This is a genomic window from Thioclava sp. F34-6 (assembly GCF_002213235.1).
GTDB lineage: Bacteria > Pseudomonadota > Alphaproteobacteria > Rhodobacterales > Rhodobacteraceae > Thioclava > Thioclava nitratireducens.
In genome coordinates this window covers 71,814-90,897 of sequence record NZ_NBOA01000001.1, presented here as the reverse complement: position 1 = coordinate 90,897, position 19,084 = coordinate 71,814, and the positions used below count along the sequence as shown (strand labels likewise).

General features: G+C 65.6%; 14 protein-coding genes and 1 tRNA gene. 7 read left to right on the top strand and 8 right to left on the bottom strand.

Translation table 11 applies throughout. From position 1 onward, the window contains the following. The first annotated feature begins 3 nt into the window (after positions 1–3). Together B6V72_RS00415 and B6V72_RS00410 are read left to right on the top strand one after the other, a co-directional pair. Complete coding sequence (locus B6V72_RS00415; protein WP_088718414.1) at positions 4–2,109, top strand: ATP-binding cassette domain-containing protein; 2,106 nt, start codon at positions 4–6, stop codon at positions 2,107–2,109. Between the two features lie 200 nt (positions 2,110–2,309). Next, positions 2,310–2,399: transfer RNA gene (locus B6V72_RS00410), tRNA-Ser, on the top strand. Between the two features lie 284 nt (positions 2,400–2,683). Here the strand turns inward: B6V72_RS00410 and B6V72_RS00405 are convergent. The 7 genes from B6V72_RS00405 to chvE form a co-directional block, all read right to left on the bottom strand. Then, positions 2,684–4,201, bottom strand: coding sequence for an aldehyde dehydrogenase (NADP(+)) (locus B6V72_RS00405; RefSeq protein ID WP_088734139.1), 1,518 nt, complete (start codon positions 4,199–4,201; stop codon positions 2,684–2,686). A gap of 11 nt (positions 4,202–4,212) precedes the next feature. Next, positions 4,213–5,124, bottom strand: a complete 912-nt coding sequence (locus B6V72_RS00400; protein ID WP_088734137.1) for a Gfo/Idh/MocA family oxidoreductase — start codon at positions 5,122–5,124, stop codon at positions 4,213–4,215. Continuing rightward, positions 5,124–6,866 carry an L-arabinonate dehydratase gene (gene araD, locus B6V72_RS00395; protein WP_088734135.1) on the bottom strand — a complete coding sequence of 581 codons (1,743 nt, stop codon included), beginning with the start codon at positions 6,864–6,866 and terminating at the stop codon, positions 5,124–5,126. The genes B6V72_RS00400 and araD overlap by 1 nt, the downstream gene beginning before the upstream one ends. A gap of 8 nt (positions 6,867–6,874) precedes the next feature. Then, entirely contained in the window at positions 6,875–7,861 is a 987-nt protein-coding gene (araD1, locus tag B6V72_RS00390; RefSeq protein WP_088724458.1) for an AraD1 family protein, read from the bottom strand. A gap of 1 nt (position 7,862) precedes the next feature. Beyond that, on the bottom strand, positions 7,863–9,065 hold the full coding sequence (gene mmsB, locus B6V72_RS00385; RefSeq protein ID WP_075777069.1) for a multiple monosaccharide ABC transporter permease: 1,203 nt from the start codon (positions 9,063–9,065) through the stop codon (positions 7,863–7,865). An 8-nt stretch (positions 9,066–9,073) separates the two neighbouring features. Continuing rightward, positions 9,074–10,594 carry a multiple monosaccharide ABC transporter ATP-binding protein gene (gene mmsA, locus B6V72_RS00380; RefSeq protein WP_088734133.1) on the bottom strand — a complete coding sequence of 507 codons (1,521 nt, stop codon included), beginning with the start codon at positions 10,592–10,594 and terminating at the stop codon, positions 9,074–9,076. A gap of 79 nt (positions 10,595–10,673) precedes the next feature. Further along, on the bottom strand, positions 10,674–11,729 hold the full coding sequence (gene chvE, locus B6V72_RS00375) for a multiple monosaccharide ABC transporter substrate-binding protein (RefSeq protein ID WP_075777067.1): 1,056 nt from the start codon (positions 11,727–11,729) through the stop codon (positions 10,674–10,676). Between the two features lie 134 nt (positions 11,730–11,863). Here chvE and B6V72_RS00370 point away from each other — a divergent pair, with 134 nt between their 5' ends. The 5 genes from B6V72_RS00370 to B6V72_RS00350 all read left to right on the top strand — a co-directional run bounded on the left by B6V72_RS00370 (position 11,864) and on the right by B6V72_RS00350 (position 17,994). After that, positions 11,864–12,790, top strand: a complete 927-nt coding sequence (locus B6V72_RS00370; RefSeq protein WP_075777066.1) for a LysR family transcriptional regulator — start codon at positions 11,864–11,866, stop codon at positions 12,788–12,790. A 115-nt stretch (positions 12,791–12,905) separates the two neighbouring features. Then, positions 12,906–13,886: a tripartite tricarboxylate transporter substrate binding protein gene (locus B6V72_RS00365; protein WP_168172986.1), complete on the top strand. Its 981-nt coding sequence runs from the start codon at positions 12,906–12,908 to the stop codon at positions 13,884–13,886. A 3-nt stretch (positions 13,887–13,889) separates the two neighbouring features. Continuing rightward, on the top strand, positions 13,890–14,333 hold the full coding sequence (locus B6V72_RS00360; protein ID WP_088734129.1) for a tripartite tricarboxylate transporter TctB family protein: 444 nt from the start codon (positions 13,890–13,892) through the stop codon (positions 14,331–14,333). A gap of 13 nt (positions 14,334–14,346) precedes the next feature. Further along, positions 14,347–15,846 (top strand): tripartite tricarboxylate transporter permease, encoded by a 1,500-nt coding sequence (locus tag B6V72_RS00355; RefSeq protein WP_088734127.1) that lies wholly within the window; start codon positions 14,347–14,349, stop codon positions 15,844–15,846. Positions 15,847–15,948: 102 nt separating this feature from the next. Then, the gene (locus B6V72_RS00350) at positions 15,949–17,994 is read left to right on the top strand and encodes an ATP-dependent helicase (RefSeq protein WP_088734125.1); all 2,046 of its coding nucleotides are present in this window, start codon (positions 15,949–15,951) and stop codon (positions 17,992–17,994) included. Positions 17,995–18,061: 67 nt separating this feature from the next. Here the strand turns inward: B6V72_RS00350 and B6V72_RS00345 are convergent, their stop codons facing one another. Next, complete coding sequence (locus B6V72_RS00345) at positions 18,062–19,084, bottom strand: alginate lyase family protein (protein ID WP_168172985.1); 1,023 nt, start codon at positions 19,082–19,084, stop codon at positions 18,062–18,064.

The following is a 19,084-nucleotide window of genomic DNA, read 5'->3' as shown; positions in this document are numbered from 1 at the left end:
CTGATGATGGACACGGGCAACGGCACCGGGTCCCAAGCGGAGGATCGCGACGCGATCCTCCGCATTCGGGGGCTGGAAAAGAGTTTCGGCGCAGTGCAGGCGCTCAGCGGGGTCGATTTCGACGTGCGCCCCGGCGAGGTGACGGCACTGGTCGGTGACAATGGCGCGGGCAAATCCGTGCTGACGAAAACCATCGCCGGCATCCATGAAGCCGATGGCGGCGTGATCGAGTGGGAAGGCAACGAGGTCCGCGTCCGCTCGCCGCGCGACAGTGCGGAGCTGGGCATCGAGGTCGTCTATCAGGACCTCGCGCTGTGCGACAATCTCGACGTCGTGCAGAACATGTTCTTGGGGCGCGAGATCCTGACCAACGGGATGCTCGACGAGGACGCGATGGAGCGCGCCGCGGCAGAGACGCTGCAAGGCTTGCGCGTGACCACGCTGCGCTCGATCCGCGCGCCGGTCTCGGCGCTGTCGGGCGGTCAGCGGCAATCGATCGCGGTCGCCAAGGCCGTGATGTGGAATTCCAAACTGGTGATCCTCGACGAGCCCACGGCGGCGCTCGGCGTGGCCCAGACCGGTCAGGTGCTGCAACTCGTGCGTCGCCTCGCCGATCAGGGCCTCGCGGTGGTGATGATCTCGCACAACCTCAACGACGTCTTCGCAGTTTCCGACCGGATCGCGATCCTGCGTCTGGGCGAGATGGTCAGCCAGGGCCCGATCGAGGAATACGACACCCAGCGCGTGGTCGAGCTGATGACCACGGGCAAATCCGACCATGTGGTCGAGCCGGGCGCGATGCGCGCCGCCGCCTCGATCGCGGCAGAGAACGCCAAGGACGTCGCGGCGCAACGCGAGGCATCGGGCGAAAGCGGCCCCTCTGCCGTGGTGGGCGCCACGACCGAGGATCAGAGCTTCTCGAGCTACCTCTCGCGCACCTGGGCGAAGATCAAGGCAGGCGAAAGCGGCGTGCTCCCGGTGCTTCTGGGCTTCGTGCTGATCTCGCTGATCTTCCAACTGCAGAACCCGAAATTCCTCTCGCCGGGGAACATCGTGAACCTGCTCGTCCAGGGCTCGGTCTTCATGATGATCGGGATGGGACAGGTTTTTGTCCTCTTGCTGGGCGAGATCGACCTTTCGCTCGGCTTCGTGGCCGGGATCGGGGCGACAGTAGCGACACTGCTGGTGGCACCGGGCTCCGACTGGCCCTGGTGGGCGGCGGTTCTGGCAGGTCTGGCGGTGCCGGCGGTTCTGGGCATCTTCCAGGGCTCGCTGATCACGCGCCTGAAACTGCCCTCTTTCGTCGTCACGCTGGCGGGCCTTCTGGGCTTCAACGGTCTGATGATCCAACTGCTGGGCGCCGGGGGGACAATCCCTGTCGCGAGTGACACGATCAACAACTTCGCCAATGGCACGCTGAGCCCGCTGATGGGCTGGCTGATGACCGGCGTCGTGGTTCTCGTCTTCGCGATCCTCACCTTCAGCAAGGATGCGAAACGTCGCAAGAGCGGCCTCGTCGCTCCGCCGATGGGCCTCACCATCGCGAAGATCGCCGCGGCCGTGATCGCGGGTATCGTGCTGGTGACGATCTCGAACATGAACCGCGGCGTCGCACGCTTCCCGCTCTCGGGGATGCCCTGGGTGATCCCGATCGTCTTCGCGGTGCTGCTGGCATGGTCCTTCCTGCTGGGACGGCTCAAGTTCGGCCGCTATGTCCTCGCAATCGGCGGCAATGCCGAGGCTGCGCGCCGGGCGGGCATCAACCTGCGCCTGATCCGGACCGCAGCCTTTACGCTGGCGGCGACGACGGCGGGTCTGGGCGGCATCATCTACGCCTCGCGCCTGCGCTCGATCTCCACCAGCTTCGACGGCGGCACGATCGTGCTCTATGTCGTCGCGACCGCAGTGATCGGCGGCACCTCGCTGTTCGGCGGGCGCGGCCATCCGATACACGCGATCCTCGGCGGCGTCGTGATCGCGGCAATCGTCAACGGCATGGCGCTTCTGGGTCTGCCGGCGGCGGTGCAGCTGATGGCGACGGCGGCGGTGCTGCTCGCGTCGATCACGGTCGACGTGGTGGTGCGCCGGCGCGGCGAGACGACGCGCTAGAGCCAACCACGAGCCAAGACAATGAAACGCGCGCGAGCCCTCTCGCGCGCGTTTTTCATGAGGGCCAGCGCCCTGCCCGACGCCGAGCCGCGCGCCCCACCCGCGCCCGTTCGGCCCCACACGAGAGAAATCGCAAACCACCAGAAATTCCGTCGAAAAACCGCTTGTCTCCCCCCGAGACGATCCCTATACGGGTCCGCGGAGACGTGGCCGAGTGGTCGAAGGCGCTCCCCTGCTAAGGGAGTAGGCCCGGAAGGGTCTCGAGGGTTCGAATCCCTTCGTCTCCGCCATCACACATTCCAGTTATGCCTGCCGGGTTTCGGCCAGGCGATTGGTCGGCCCAAATTCCGCGAGAGCGGCAGAGCCACGCGGTCCCGCTTCGTCTCCCTCACCTTTGCATTTCAATGGCATAGCGCCCCGGGCGCGTCTGATCGCGGTCCTTTACCAACGCCGGCCTTGAAGACCCAAGCCCAAGCAAAGAACTACCTGCGCATCCGAACGACATTCGGCCCGGCGATCTGCTCGCCGGGCCGAATGCCATTTCGCGAAGCCCCGCCCGAACCGGCGGGCCTGCTCAGCCCCGAAGGTCTTCGGGCAACAGCGCCTCGGGGATGTTCTGATAGCAGACCGGGCGCAGGAAGCGTCTGATCGAGAGCGTGCCGACGCTGGTCGCGCCGAAATTTGTCGATGCCGGATACGGCCCGCCATGCACCATCGCGTCGCAGACTTCGACACCGGTGGGGAAGCCGTTCGCCAGCACCCGGCCCGCCTTGCGCTCGAGCACCGGCAGCAGGCGGCGTGCGAGATCGGCGTCGGCGTCATCCATCTGCAAGGTCGCGGTCAGCTGGCCCTCGAAGCTGCGTGCGACCTTCACCATTTCGTCGGCATCCTTGACGGTCACGATCAGGCCGAGCGGGCCGAACACCTCCTCGGAGAGAGCCGCGTTCTCCAGCCAGTCGGCGGCGGAGACGCGGAACAGGTAGGGCTTCGCCTCGCGCCGGTCGCAGACCTGGGTCAGCAGCTCCTGCACGCCGCCGGCTTCCTGCATCCGCGCCGCGCCCTTGCGATAGGCTTCGGCGATGCCGTCGGTCAGCATGACCTGCGCGCCGCTCGCCTCGAGGGCGGCCAGCGCGGATCTGACGAAGGCTTCACCCGCGTCGCCCTCCATCACCACCGCGATGCCGGGATTGGTGCAGAACTGGCCCGCGCCCATGGTGAGCGAGGCTGCCCAGCCGACGCCCAGATCCTCGCCGCGCGCCGAAGTCGCTTCGGGCAGCAGGAACATCGGGTTGACCGAGCCCAGCTCGCCGAAGAACGGGATCGGCTCGGGACGCTGGGCGCACAGATCGTAGAGCGCCTTGCCGCCCGCCAGCGATCCGGTGAAGCCCACGGCCTTTATCCGCGGGTGCTGCACCAGCGCCTGCCCCACATCATGCGAGCCACCCTGGACGAGGCTGAACACGCCCTTGGGCATGTTGCATTTCTCGGCCGCGGCCTTGATCGCTTCGGCCACGATCTCGCCGGTGCCGGGATGCGCCGGATGGCCCTTCACGACGACCGGGCAGCCCGCCGCGAGCGCCGCGGCTGTGTCGCCGCCCGCGGTCGAGAAGGCCAGCGGGAAGTTCGACGCGCCGAAGACCGCGACGGGGCCGATCGGACGCTGGATCATCCGCAGATCGGGGCGCGGCAGCGGCTGGCGGTCGGGGAGTGCTTCATCGTGACGCCGGTCGAGGTAATCGCCCTTTCGGATATGATCGGCAAAGAGGCGCAACTGGCCAACGGTTCGGCCGCGCTCGCCGTTCAGGCGCGCCTCGGGCAGACCGCTTTCCTGCGTCCCGATCTCGGTGATCGCCTCGCCGCGGGCGTCAATCTCGTCGGCGATGGTGTCGAGGAATGTCGCCCGGGTCTCGCGGCTCGAATAGCCATAGTCCCAGAACGCCTCCTCCGCCGCCTCGCAGGCAGCATTCACCATCTCGACCGTACCCATGCAGAACTCATGCGACGGCCCTTCGACAGGCTCCGATGTGAATTTCGGCTCGGTCTCGATCCAGTCGCCTGCGATCAGATGCTTGCCATGCGGGGTATAGGTCATTTCGGTATCCTTCAGAATTCGAAGTCTTCAACAGCGGTGCGGCGGCCCAGCAGGAACGCATCGGCCACATGCACCATCGGCGCAAGATCCACATCGGATGCGCCTTGCCGCACCAGCCCTGCCATGCGGGCGTAGAGCGCGGGGTATTCTTCCATGATGCTCTCGGCACCCTCGGCTTTCGTACCGCCGATCTCAAGCACATTGCCGCCCAAACGCAGCGCCATCGCCCCGGCATCGGTGTCGATCTCGATATCCCAGGTCTGCGGGCCTTCCTGACGCCAGTCGAAATCCGCCTCGATGGAGCCGGTGAAGCTCAGCCGCGCGGCGATGGGGGCCTGCCGGTTGGCGGGAAATTCCAGCTCTGCCGCCGTAAGGTGAACCGGGGCGGGAAGAATTTCGGTCAGGATCGAGAGTGCGTTGATGCCCGGATCGAAGACGCCCATGCCACCGGGCTCGAACACCCATTCCTGCCCGGGATGCCATTTGCGCACGTCCTCGCGCCAGATGATCCGGCCCGAGTGAACCTTGCGATCCGCGAGCCATGATTTGGCGGCCGCCACCGCATGGGCCATGCGCGAATGCCATGTCGCGAACAGCGTGAGGCACCGCGCGGCGGCCATCGCCTCGAGCGTATGCACCTCGGCCAGGGTCGCGCCGGGCGGCTTTTCGAGCATGACATGCCGCCCGGCCTCAAGAGCTGCACGCGCCGCGAGGAAGCGCGGCACGGGCGGCAGGCAGAGGCTCACAACTTCGATTTCGGGATGGGAGGAGAGCATCTCCTCGATCCGGGTGTAGGCTGGCACCCCCTCGACCGTGCCATGTCGCGAAACCGTCGCTGCCAGTTCCCAATCCGGGCTGGCGGAGATGGCGGGCACGTGTTGATCCAAGGCGATCTTGCCGATGCCGACGAGCGCGAGTTTCATCAGTGACTGTCCTTTCCGACCGGGTTGCCGCGGCAGCCGACGAGGAAATCGAGGTCCGCCCCGGTATCCGCGCCCATCACATGCGCCTGATGCAGCCACGCATAGCCACTTTCCGGCCGCTCATGGCTCGGCTGCCACTTGGCAAGCCGCTCGGCCAGTTCCGCGTCCGAGATTTCGAGCGTCAGGCTGCGGTTCGGCACGTCGAGCGCGATCATGTCGCCGTTCTGCACGACCGCCAGCGGACCACCGGCGGCGGCCTCGGGCGAGGTGTGCAGCACGACCGTGCCGTAAGCCGTCCCCGACATCCGCGCATCCGAGATCCGCACCATGTCGGTGATGCCCTTCTTCAGCACTTTCGGCGGCAGGCCCATATTGCCCACCTCGGACATGCCGGGATAGCCCTTGGGGCCGCAATTCTTCAGCACCATCACGCAGGTCTCGTCGATATCGAGCGCGTCGTCGTTGATCTTCGCCTTGTAGTCATCGATATCCTCGAAGACGACGGCGCGCCCACGGTGGGTCAGAAGATGCGGGCTCGCGGCGGAGGGTTTGAGCACCGCCCCTTTCGGCGCGAGATTGCCGCGCAGCACCGCGATGCCGCCCTGATCGGTCAGCGGCTTGTCGGCTGGCAGGATCACGTCCTCGTTCCAGTTCACGACGTCCTTGACCTCGTCCCAGATCGCCCCGCCCGACACGGTCAGCGCGTCCTTGTGCAGCTGCCCCGCCTCGCCGAGACGCTTCAGTACGACCGGCAGACCGCCCGCGTAGAAGAATTCCTCCATCAGGTATTTGCCCGACGGCATCAGGTTCACGATGGTCTTCACATCGCGCCCGCAGCGGTCCCAGTCGTCGAGCGTGACATCCACGCCGACCCGGCCCGCCAGCGCCAGCAGATGCACCACCGCATTGGTCGAGCCGCCGATCGCGCCATTGGTGCGGATCGCGTTCTCGAAGGCCTGCTTGGTCATGATGTCGGAGGGCTTCAGATCGTCCTTCACCATCTGCACGATGCGCCGCCCCGAAAGCTGCGCCATCACGCGGCGGCGGCTATCCACCGCCGGGATCGCGGCATTGCCCGACAGCGCCATGCCGAGCGCTTCGGCCATGCTCGCCATCGTGCTTGCCGTGCCCATCGTGTTGCAGGTGCCCGAGGAGCGCGACATCGAGGCTTCGGCTTCGAGGAACTCTTCCTGCGTCATCTCGCCCGCTTTCACGGCTTCGGAGAATTTCCACAGATGCGTGCCCGAGCCCACCCGCTCGCCCCGGAAATAGCCGTTCAGCATCGGCCCGCCGGTCACGACGATCGAGGGGATATCGCAGCTCGCCGCCGCCATCATCAGCGATGGCGTGGTCTTGTCGCAGCCCACCAGCAGCACCGCCCCGTCCATCGGCTGGCCACGGATGGTCTCTTCGATCGCGAGGGCCGCGAGATTGCGAAACATCATCGCGGTCGGGCGGAAGGTGTTCTCGGAGGCCGAGAAGACCGGCACTTCGACCGGGAAGCCACCGGCCTCCCAGATGCCCGCCTTTACCTTCTCGGCCAGCTCGCGCAGGTGGCCGTTACAGGGCGTCAGATCGGACCATGTGTTCAGGATGCCGATGATCGGGCGACCGTCGAACAGGTCATGCGGATAGCCTTGGTTCTTCAGCCAGCCGCGGTGGTAGATCGTGTCGCGCGTATTGCCGCCATACCATTCCTGCGAGCGCAGTTTGCGGGGCCAGGGGGCGGGGGTGAAAGCCATGTCGGACCTCAGAGGCTGGCGACGGCCACGGGGGCCGACGCGTCGGAATTGCGGGCGAGCGGATTGCGGAGCGCGAGACCGAACTGTGGGCATTCGATCTCGAAGACGTCCCCCGGCTCGGCGCTGATCCCGTCGGCGAAGCTGAGCGTGGCGGTGCCGAAGAAATGCACATGCACATCGCCCGGATCGCGGAAGGGCGCGTATTTGAAGTGGTGATGCTCGAGATTGGCGATCGTGTGGGACATGTTCGCCTCGCCCGAGAGGAATGGCTTTTCCCAGACCGTCTTTCCACCGCGCAGGATGCGGCTGGTGCCCTCTACGCTGTCGGGCAGATCGCCCACCAGCATCTCGGGACCAAAGCTCGCCGGGCGCAGCTTGGAATGGGCGAGCCACAGGTAGTTCCCGCGCTCGGTGACGTGGTCGGAGAACTCGTTGCCCAGCGCGAAGCCCACGCGGACCGGCTGCCCGTCGGGCGCGATGACGTAGAGCCCCGCGACCTCCGGTTCCTCGCCACCATCGAGCGCGAAGTTCGGCGAGGTCAGCGCAGCGCCCGGCGCGACTGCCGCCAGACCGTTGCCCTTGTAGAACCACTCGGGCTGCACACCCACGGAGCCAGCGGCGGGCTTGCCGCCCTCCAGCCCCATGCGGAACATTTTCATGCTGTCGGTCATCTCCTCGGTGACCTTGGTGTGCATCGCGTCGCGGGTGGAGGCGGAGCCCAGATGGGTCAGCCCCGTCCCGGTCAGATGCAGATGCGCGGCATCGGGATGATCGAGCGGCACCAGCATGCGCCCCTCGGCATAGGCGGCCTCCAGGTCCACCTCGTCCCCCTGCCCGCGCGCGGCGATCTCGGCAGCCAGATCATGTCCGGCGGCGATGGCGGCCAGCGCCAGATCGCGCGTGGTGGAGACACCCGGCACCAGATGCGCGGGGCCGTCTTCACGCACGGCCACGGCGCGCGATCCGTCGGCAAGGGTCAATTGCGAGAGCAACATCTCAGGCTTCCTTGTTCTTGTTGTAGACATCGAAGAAGACGGCGGCGAGCAGCACGAGCCCCTTGATGACCTGTTGGTAATCGATGCCAATCCCGAGGATCGACATGCCGTTATTCATCACGCCCATGATGAAGGCGCCGACGACCGCGCCGATGATCTTGCCCGAGCCGCCCGACATCGAAGCACCGCCGATGAAGACCGCCGCGATCACGTCGAGCTCCACCGCGAAGCCCGCTTTCGGGGTCGCGGTGTTCAGACGCGCGGCGAAGACGAGACCGGCGAGCGCGGCCAGCAGGCCCATGTTCACGAAGGTCAGGAAGGTCAGCCGCTCGGTGCGGATGCCCGACAGCTTGGCAGCCTTCGCATTGCCGCCCACCGCGTAGACCCGGCGGCCCAGCGTGGTGCGTTCGGTCACGAAGACGTAGATGATCGTCAGGATCACCATCGACAGCAGCACGTTGGGCAGGCCGCGGAACCATGCGAGCTTCCATGTCACGAAGAGAAGGGCTGCCGCGACGATGGCGTTGCGCAGCACGAAGAGGCCAAGGGGTTCACCCTCGATCCCGTAGCGCGCATCGCGGGAGCGCGCACGGACGCCAAGCCACACCAGCAGCACGACCGCGGCGACACCCACTGCCAGCGCCAGCGAATTGGGGCGGCCCACGCCGAACGGGTCAGCGATGAACCCGGTCGAGAGCGCCTGGAACGATTTCGGGAACGGGCCGATGGACTGTCCTTCGAGCAGCCAGAGCGACAGCCCGCGGAACACCAGCATCCCCGCCAGCGTCACGATGAAGGACGGGATTTTCCAATAGGCCACGAAATAACCCTGCACCGCGCCGATCGCCATGCCCATGACGAGGCACGCCGGGATCGCCACCGCGACCGGCAGGTCCATCGATACGATCAGCACGGCGGCGAAGGCCCCGATAAAGCCCATCACCGAGCCGACTGAGAGGTCAATATTGCCCCCCACGATCACCAGCAGCATGCCCAAGGCCATGATGATGATGTAGCTGTTCTGCAGGAACAGGTTGGTGATGTTGACCGGTTTGAGCAGCGTGCCGCCCGTCACGATCTGGAAGAACAGCATGATCGCGATCAACGCAAACAGCAGTCCGTATTCGCGGATGTGGCGCGCGATATAGGCGCCGATCCCAAGGCCACCGGAGGGCTCGGAATTCGCTTGTTCGATCTGGTCCATGACTTTTCCTATTCCCTAACGATCAAGGACATGATGCGCTCCTGGCTGGCCTCGTCGGCGTTCAAGTCGCCCACGAAACTGCCCTCGTTCATCACATAGATCCGGTCAGACATGCCCAGGAGCTCCGGCATCTCCGAAGAGATCATGATGACGGCCTTCCCGGCCGCGCTCAGTTCGTTGATGATCCCGTAGATTTCGTATTTCGCACCGACATCGATGCCGCGCGTCGGCTCGTCGAGGATCAGCACCTCCGGCTCGGTAAAGAGCCATTTCGCGAGCACGACCTTCTGCTGGTTGCCGCCCGAGAGGTTCATCACCTTCTGGAACACCGAAGGCGTGCGGATATTGAGGTCGCGGCGGTATTTCTCGGCCACCTCGGTTTCGCGATAATCCTCGACAACGCCGTTCTTCGCCACCGCGCCGAGATTGGCCAGCGTGGTGTTGCGCTGAATGGTCTCCTCGAGGATCAGCCCGAGGCTCTTGCGGTCCTCTGTGACATAGGCGAGCCCAGCCGCGATGGCGCGGTCGACGGTCGAGACATCGGCGGGCTTGCCGTGGATCAGCACCTCGCCCGAGATGTCGCGCCCGTAGCTGCGCCCGAAGACGCTCATGGCAAGTTCCGTGCGGCCCGAGCCCATCAGCCCCGCGATGCCCACAACTTCTCCCGCGCGGACATGCATCGACAGGTCGCGGATCATCTGGCGGTCGCGGTGTTCGGGGTGGCGCACGTTCCAGTTCTTCAGCTCGAACAGCACCTCGCCCGCGCGCCGTTCCCGGTCGGGGAAGCGATGCGCCATGTCGCGGCCCACCATGTCGCGCACGATGCGGTCTTCGGTAAGATCGCCGCCGCGCGCGTCAATGGTGGAGATCGTGGCCCCGTCGCGGATCACGGTCACGCTGTCGGCCACGCGCTTCACCTCGTTCAGCTTGTGGCTGATGATGATCGAGGTCACGCCCTGCGCCTTCAGCTCCAGCAGCAGATCGAGGAGCGCCTGGCTGTCGGATTCCGACAGAGCCGCAGTCGGCTCGTCGAGGATCAGCAGGCGCACGTTCTTCGACAAAGCCTTCGCGATCTCGACAAGCTGCTGCTTGCCCACGCCGAGGCTGTCGACCAGCGTTCCGGGCGCCTCTCGCAGCCCGACCTTCTTCAGCAGGCCCTCGGTTTGCTGAAAGGTTTCCTGCCAGTTGATCACGCCGCTCTGGGCGCGTTCATTGCCGAGGTAGATGTTCTCGGCAATCGACAGAAGCGGCACGAGCGCCAGCTCCTGGTGAATGATGATGATGCCGCGATCCTCGCTGTCGCGGATGTCGCGGAATTCGGCAGCGGCGCCGTCATAGACGATCTCGCCCTCATAGCTGCCTGCGGGATAGACGCCTGAGAGCACTTTCATCAGGGTCGATTTTCCCGCGCCGTTCTCGCCGCAGATCGCGTGGATTTCGCCCTCGCGGACCGCGATCGAGACGTCGTCGAGCGCTTTCACACCAGGAAAGGTCTTGGTGATGTTGCGCATTTCAAGAAGGGTGGTCATCCGACCTCTCCGGCGTCAAATCGGGGGGAATTGGCCGCCCCGAAGGGCGGCCAGCGTGGCAAGTCGGGGCAGGCCCGGCTTACTCGATCTGATCTTTGGTGTAGTAACCGGAGTCGATCAGAACCTTTTCCCAGTTCGATTTGTCCACCGGCACCGGCTGGAGCAGGAAGGACGGGATCACCTTGACGCCATTGTCATAGGTCTCGGTGTCGTTGATCTCGGGCTCGCCGCCCTTGAGCATCGCGTTGACCATACCGACGGTGACTTTCGCCAGTTCGCGGGTGTCCTTGAAGATGGTCGAATACTGCTCGCCCGCGAGGATCGATTTCACCGAAGGGATCTCGGCGTCCTGACCGGTGACGATCGGCATCTTCATGTCGCCGGACCCGTAGCCCACGCCCTTGAGCGAGGACAGAATGCCGATCGACAGCCCGTCATAGGGAGACAGAACCCCTTGCACCTTCTTGTCGGTGTAGTTGGCCGAGAGCAGATTATCCATGCGCGCCTGTGCGACCGCACCGTCCCAGCGCAGCGTGCCGACCGTGTCCATGCCCATCTGGCCCGAGGGGATGACAATATCACCCGAGTCGATGAGCGGCTGCAGCACCGACATCGCGCCGTTGTAGAAGAAATAGGCGTTGTTGTCGTCCGGCGAGCCGCCGAACAGCTCGACATTCCACGGCTTCTGATCGGGGAAACGCTCTTCGAGGCCCTGCACCAGCGAATTGGCCTGCTCAACGCCGACCTTGAAGTTGTCGAAGGTCGCGTAATAGTCGACATCCGGGGTGTCGCGGATCAGGCGGTCGTACGCGATGACCTTGATATCGGCGGCCTTCGCGTTGGCCAGCGCGTTCGACAGTGTGGTGCCGTCGATCGCGGCGATCACCAGAACGTCCACGCCCTTGGTGATCATGTTCTCGACCTGGGCGAGCTGGTTCGGAATGTCGTCTTCGGCGTATTGCAGATCGGTGTCGTAGCCTGCGGCCTGGAACTGCTCGACCATCGAGTTGCCGTCGGAAATCCAGCGGGCCGACGATTTGGTGGGCATCGAGATGCCGACAGTTTCGGCCCAGGCTCCGGTCCCGAGCAATGCGGTGCCGATCGCCAGCGCTGCGGCGGCGGTTTTGATTTTCATGGTGTCCTCCCTATGACGGTGCGCGGCCCGTCGATCTCCTCGCGCAGCCCGATACCGGGCGTGGAAGAGACACTAGCAATGTCGGTGCATGATGATAAAATTACATTCAACGCGATCTGCATACCAATATTGATATGTCACTTTCCCACCTGATGTTGAAACCGGCGCAGCTGCGCCTGATCCGCGCCGTCGCTGAATCCGGCCAGTTGCAACTCGCCGCCGAAAGCTGCGCGATGACCCAGCCGGCCGCGTCGCGGATGCTGGCCGAGGTGGAGCGCCGCGTCGGCGCCCCCCTCTTCAACCGTCTGCCCACCGGGATGGAGCCGACCGAGATCGGGCTCACCGTCCTGCGCCGCGCCCGCGCGGTTCTGCGCGAACTGGAGAGCATGAGCTCCGACATCGAGGCGCTGCGCCACGGCCACGCCGGGCGGGTGCGGATCGGCGCGGTGACCGGACCGGCGGTGGGCTATCTCGTGCCCGCGATCCGCGCGATCAAGCGCGCCTCGCCCGAGACCGACATCTCCGTGGAGGTTCTGCCTTCGCGCGATCTTCTGGGCTATCTCGCGGCGGGGGAGATGGATTTCATCCTCGCCCGGGTTCTGCCCGAATTCGACAGCGCGCTGTTCGACATCACGCCGATGCGCGACGAGAAGGTCGTCTTCCTCGTGCGCTCCGATCACCCGCTGGCGCGCGCGCCCATCGTGACGATGACCGAGCTGGGCGAGTATGAATGGATCATGCAGCAGCGCGGCGCGCCGATCCGGGAGGCCACCTTCGAGGCTTTCGCCGCGCTCGGCCTGTCCGAGCCGCGCGACTGCGTGAACAGCCCCTCGCTTCTGTTCACCATCGCCTATCTCGCGCAGAGCGACGCGGTCGCCTCGGTCTCGGAAGAGGTCGCGCAACTGCTGATCCGCGCGCCGGTGAATGCGAGCTTCAAGATCCTGCGGATGCACCATCAGCTAAGCGTGTCGCCCTATTACCTGCTCTGCCTCAAGCGGCGCCCGCTGTCGCCACTCGCGCTCAGACTGCGCGACGAACTGTTGCGGCTGGCGGCGGAATAGCAGGTGCGCCGATGCCGACCAATTTCCGGTAACGCCTTGCCAAGCCCAGAACATTCCGCAATCTTGCGCGCGATTACGGGCATTTTTGCCAAATATGACTCCGGGAGGCTCTACCATGTTCATTTCGCGTCGCGCGGCCCTTTTGGGCGCTGCCGCTGTTTCGCTTTGCAAGCCCGCTCTGGCGCAGAATGCCAACTGGCCGAGCCAGCCGCAGCACGTATTCGTGGGCTTCCCCGCGGGCTCTTCGCCCGACCTGCTGGCACGGATCGTGACCGAGCCACTGGCCGACAAGCTGGGCCAGCCCATCGTGATCGAGAACAAGCCCGGCGCGGGCGGCGTGATCGGCATCCAGCAGATGCTGAACGCGCAGGATCAGAAGAACACCTTCGCCACCACGATCAACGGCCCGCTGACCACCGCACCGCGTCTGACGCCGAATCTCGGCTATGACGTCGCCAAGGATATCGCGCCGGTCACGCTGATCGCGACCTCGCCGCTGGTGCTTGTCGTGGCTGCCGATTTCCCCGCCGACGATCTCGCGGGCTTCGTGAAAGCCGCCGGGAAAGAGCCCGAGGCGCTGGCCTACGGCTCGGTCGGCAAGGGCTCGGGCGCGCATCTGACAGCAGAGCTGTTCTCCGACCGCGCCGGCGTCGAGATGCTGCATATCCCCTTCACCTCCTATGCCGAGGTCACCACCGCGATCATCGCGCACGAGATCGATTGCGGCTTCATGGCGCCCTCGGCTGCGATGCAATATGTCGAGGCGGGCAAGCTGAAGATCCTCGGCATCACCTCCGAGAAGCCCTTCGCGCAGGCCCCGGGCGTCCCGGTCATGGCGGGTCAGGCCGGTCTGCCCGACGATTTCCGCGCCGAGCTGTGGAACGCCTTCATCGCCCCCGCAGGGACGGATCCTGCGATCATCGACACGCTCAACACCGATATCAACGCGATCCTCGCGGATGACGCCGTGCAGAAGCGGCTGCTGGACATGGGCTGGCAGGCGGCGGGCGGCTCGCCCGAAGATCTGAAACAGCGCATCGCCGAGGACACCAAGGTCTGGGGCGCGGTGCTCGACCGGATCGACGCGAAGAACTGATCGATGAAGCGCGACATTCCTGATTTGGCGGGTGGCGTCCTTCTGGCCGCCATCGGCCTCTTCGTCACCCTCTACGCGGTGGATCACTACGAGATCGGCTCGCTGCGCCGGATGGGACCGGGGTTCTTCCCGGCGCTTCTTGGCGGCGTGCTGGCGGTCTTGGGGGTGATGATCGCCCTACCCGCCCTCGCCCGGCGTGGTGAGGCGATCCGCATCGCGTGGAAGGAATGTTTCGCGGTGCTGGCGGCGATCCTCGTCTTTGCCGCGGGCCTCGACCGCGTGGGGCTGGTGCCGGTGACGTTGGCCAGCGTACTGATCGCGACGCTGGCCGCTCCCGACCGCCGGATCGGCTGGCGCATCGCGCTCGCGCTCGTCGTCACGCTCCTGTCGGTCGCGGTGTTCTCCTTCGGATTGAAAATGACCGTCCCGCTCTGGCCGGGACGATGAGAGGCATCTGGCTATGAGCGGTTGGGACGGGTTCCTTCACGGGCTGAGCGTCGCGGCGCAACCCGACGTGCTGATCTATTGCGTGTTCGGCGTGCTCCTCGGCACCTTCGTGGGCGTCCTGCCCGGGATCGGCGCGATGGCGACGATCTCGCTGCTGCTGCCGATCACCTATTACCTGTCGCCCGAGGCGGCGCTGGTGATGCTGGCCGGGGTCTATTACGGCTCGCAATATGGCGGCGCGGTAGCCTCGATCCTGCTACGCCTGCCCGGGACTCCACAATCGGCGGTGACAACGCTCGACGGCTATCCGCTGGCCCAGAGCGGCCGCGCGGGCGTGGCGCTCTTCACCTCGATGATCTCCAGCTTTTCCGGCTCGATGATCGGGATCTTCGTGTTGATCCTGCTGTCGGGCGCGTTGGCGCGGGCAGCGATCGCCTTCGGTGCGGCGGAATATGCCGCGATGATGATCCTCGGCCTCGTCGCCGCCTCGACGGTGGGGGCGAAATACCCCGCCAAGGGGCTGGCGATGGTGGTGCTGGGGCTGATCCTCGGCTGCATCGGCACCGATGTGAATTCCGGCGTTCAACGTTTCACCTTCGGCCAGACCGAGCTGATGGACGGCGTCAACCTCGTGGCGCTCGCAATGGGCCTGTTCGGGGTGGCCGAGGTGATCGCCAATATCCACGTCGCCGAGCGTACCGGCGTGCCGCCCCGCGTCGCGCTGCGCGAGCTGTTGCCCAGCCGGGCAGAGCTGCGCCGCATCCCCTTCCCCGCCCTGCGCGGCGCCAGCCTCGGCAGCTTCTTCGGCGCGCTGCCCGGCACCGGCTCGACGATCTCCTCCTTCCTCGCCTATGCTGCGGAACGCCGGATTTCACGCCGTCCCGAGCAGTTCGGCACCGGCGCGATCGAGGGGATCGCGGGGCCCGAGGCCGCCAACAACGCCGCCGCGATCAGCGCCTTCGTCCCCACGCTCGCGCTTGGCATCCCGGGCGATCCGATCATGGCGCTGATGCTGGGCGCGCTGGTCATTCACGGCGTGCAGCCCGGCCCACTGATGCTCGATGCGAGGCCCGACATGTTCTGGGGCCTGATCGCGAGCTTCGGCATCGGCAACCTGCTGCTCCTGATCCTGAACCTGCCGCTGATCGGCATCTGGGTGTCGATGCTGCGTATCCCGTTCCGCTGGCTCTATCCGGCGATCCTGATTTTCGTCTGCCTCGGCGTCTATTCGGTGCGGGGATCCAGCTTCGACATGTTCGCCGTCGCCGCGATCGGGTTGGTGGGCTACGCGCTCTCGCTGGCCCGGTTCAACCCGGCGCTTCTGCTGCTGGGCTTCGTGCTGGGCCCGCTGATCGAGACCAACCTGCGCCGCGCCCTGCTCATCGCCCGCGGCGACCCGATGGTCTTTCTCGAGCGCCCGCTCGCCGCGGCTTTCATGATCGCAGCTGCGGGGCTGATCGTGATGTCGCTGGTGCAGGTGATCCGGCGCCGCGCGCGTTCAGTCGGCGGCTGATAGCCCACCGTGCAAGCTCGGCACGAAAGGCGAACATTTCAAGTTCTCATTTCGTTCCTATTCCGTTAACTTTCTCCCACGGACCGGAACGGGGGGCAGGGAATGCCAGAGGCAGGCTATCTCGACAAGCTGAACGACAACCAGCGGGCCGCGGTGGAATTCGGCGTCGGCGGCGAGGCGCTCTCGCCGCCGCTTCTGGTGATCGCGGGGGCCGGGTCGGGCAAGACCAATACGCTCGCCCACCGGGTCGCGCATCTGCTGGTCAACGGCGCCGATCCGCGACGCATCCTGCTGATGACCTTCTCGCGCCGCGCCGCGACCGAGCTGACGCGTCGGGTGGAACGGATCACCGCGCAGGCCATGGGTACAGCTGTCGCCGCCGAGGCCCTGACATGGGCCGGGACGTTCCACGGCATCGGCGCGCGGATCCTGCGCGAGCATGCGCTGTCGATCGGGCTTCACCCGGAGTTCTCGATCCATGACCGCGAAGACAGCGCCGATCTGATGAATCTCTGCCGTCACGGGCTGGGCTTTTCGAAAACCGAAAGCCGCTTTCCCGCCAAGGGCACCTGCCTTGCGATCTATTCCCGCACGGTGAATGCCGAAACGCCGCTGGGCGAGGTGCTGCGCGACAGCTTTCCGTGGTGCGCGCAGTGGCAGGAGGAGCTGAAGCAACTCTTCGGCGCTTACGTGCAGGCCAAGCAGGCGCAGAACGTGCTCGATTACGACGACCTGCTGCTGGCCTGGGCGCAGGTCATGGCGGATCCGGGGTTTGCCGCGCATATCGGCGGGGCCTGGGACCACGTTCTGATCGACGAGTATCAGGACACCAACCGTCTGCAGGCGCGTATCCTGAAGGCGCTGAAACCGGACGGGCGCGGCTTGACCGTGGTCGGAGATGACGCCCAGTCGATCTATGCCTTCCGGGCTGCCACCGTGCGCAACATCCTCGATTTTCCCGACAGTTTCGACCAACGCGCCGATGTCATCACGCTCGACCGCAACTACCGCTCGACCCAGCCGATCCTCGCCGCAGCCAACGCGGTCATCGGCCTCGCGAAAGAGCGGTTCACCAAGGATCTCTGGACCGAGCGCGCTTCGGGGCCGAAACCTCAGCTGGTGACCGTCCAGACGGAGACCGAGCAGGCGCGTTTCATGGTCGATCGTATTCTCGAGAACCGCGAGACCGGCATGAAGCTCAAGGAGCAGGCGGTGCTGTTCCGCACTTCCAGCCACTCGGTGCAGATCGAGGCCGAACTCACGCGGCGCAATGTGCCTTACGTGAAATTCGGCGGGCTCAAGTTCCTCGACAGCGCGCATGTGAAAGACCTGCTTTCGTTCCTGAGGCTGGCACGCAATCCGCGCGACCGGGTGGCTGGGTTCCGGGTGCTGCAACTGATGCCGGGCATCGGGCCCAAGGCGGCGGGGCGCATTCTGGACGCGCTCGACCTCGCCCCCGATCCCCGCGCAGCGCTTGCCGATGTCGCGCCGCCAGCCCGCGCCGGAGCGGACTGGGAAGGCTTTGTCGAGGCCATGAGCACGCAGGCGGCATGGCCCGCAGCACTTGGCCTTGCCCGCGCATGGTACGACCCGCATCTCGACCGGCTGCACGAGGATGCCGAGGCCCGGCGCGCCGATCTGCTGCAACTCGAACAGATCGCGACCGGCTACCCGTCGGCCGAGGCGTTCCTGACCGACCTCACGCTCGATCCGCCCGACGCCACCAGCGATCAGGCGGGCGTGCCACTCAAGGACGAGGATTACCTGATCCTGTCGACCATCCACTCGGCCAAGGGGCAGGAATGGAAATCGGTCCATCTGCTGAACGCCGTCGACGGCTGCATGCCGTCAGACCTCGGGACCGGTTCGAGCCACGAATTGGAGGAGGAGCGGCGGCTGCTCTACGTCGCGATGACGCGGGCGAAGGATCAGTTGACCCTGGGGCTACCGCTGCGGTTCTACGTCACGCAACAGACCCGCAACGGCGACCGGCATGTCTATGCGATGCGAACGCGGTTCATCCCGCGGGAAATCCTGCACCATTTCGAGTCCGTTCACTGGTCGCCGGTGCAACATGGCGGGGCGGCCCAACGCCCTGCCCCCGCCCCCATCGACGTCGCAGCGTCGATGCGACAGATGTGGAGCTAAGCTCCGGTGAGGTCCGCCCTGCCCGTCCGGACATCAGGGCGGACCCTTCGCTTCGGCTTCGCCTTGCTTACCACAGGGCGGATTGTTCACCGCCGAGCTTGGAATTGCTGAGGGGGCGATACTCCTCGACGAAGGAAGCGATTTCCGGCGCGTCAAAGAGCGACAGATACGCATCGGCCCAAGCCAGTTCGAAGCTTTTCAGCTTTTCGTCGCCGGTGGCGAAGGTCTGCTCCTCACCGGCCTTCTCGGCGACCATGTCGAGGTTGTCGAAGGCGGCCGGGATGAATTTGACCGCGCGATGGATCGCGCCGTCGCACATGTCGAAGGTCGGATAGCCATCACCTTGCAGAAGCGCCGCGCCGACTACGAGCGGGGCGACGGCGTGAAGCTGATAGTGCAGCGCGCGGGGACCGCGCTCCATCTCCCATTTCAGCGCGCCGTCCTCGTCGGCCTGACAGGCGACGAGCGCGAAGCTCGTATTGGCCCAGGCCTTGAGGTAATCGTCGCCCGCAGCATTGCCGACGGCCGCCGCGGCGAGCCCTGCCCAGGCGCGCAGGTTGTTCTGACTCGCCATGTCCGGCGCTTCGGTGTCGAACCACTTGGCAGTGTGACGCGCCCGCGCCTTCAGCCAGTCCTCGATCGTTTTCGCCTTGTCGGGATCGACCTCCGTCGCGGATTCGGCCTGAAGATAGGCCAGCGCCATCGCGCCGAAGCGCGACGGGGAGGAGAGATTGGCGTTCATGCTCTGAAGATCGCTGAGCGCATCAGCTTTCGCCCAGACGTTAAGCGCGTCCACCACGCAGGCGGCGGCGTCCTCGGCGCCGTCCCCGCCCTTGGCGGCCTTGTTGGCCTTGCCGGCGAGATCCACGATGAAATCGTCGATCGGGCCCAGCGCCTCGTTCACCGCCGCGTTCGAGGCTTTGTCGATGTCCGAACGGTCCTTGCTGTCGTCCGTGTAGCGGCTGCCATAGTCGAGAGAGACGACGGGCTCTGGCACGTTCATGCAGGTGACGTCGCTTGCGTCCTGCGCCCAGAGGGCGGGCGCCGGCAAGGCAGCGACGAGCGCCCCGATGATGAGAAATCGTTTCAT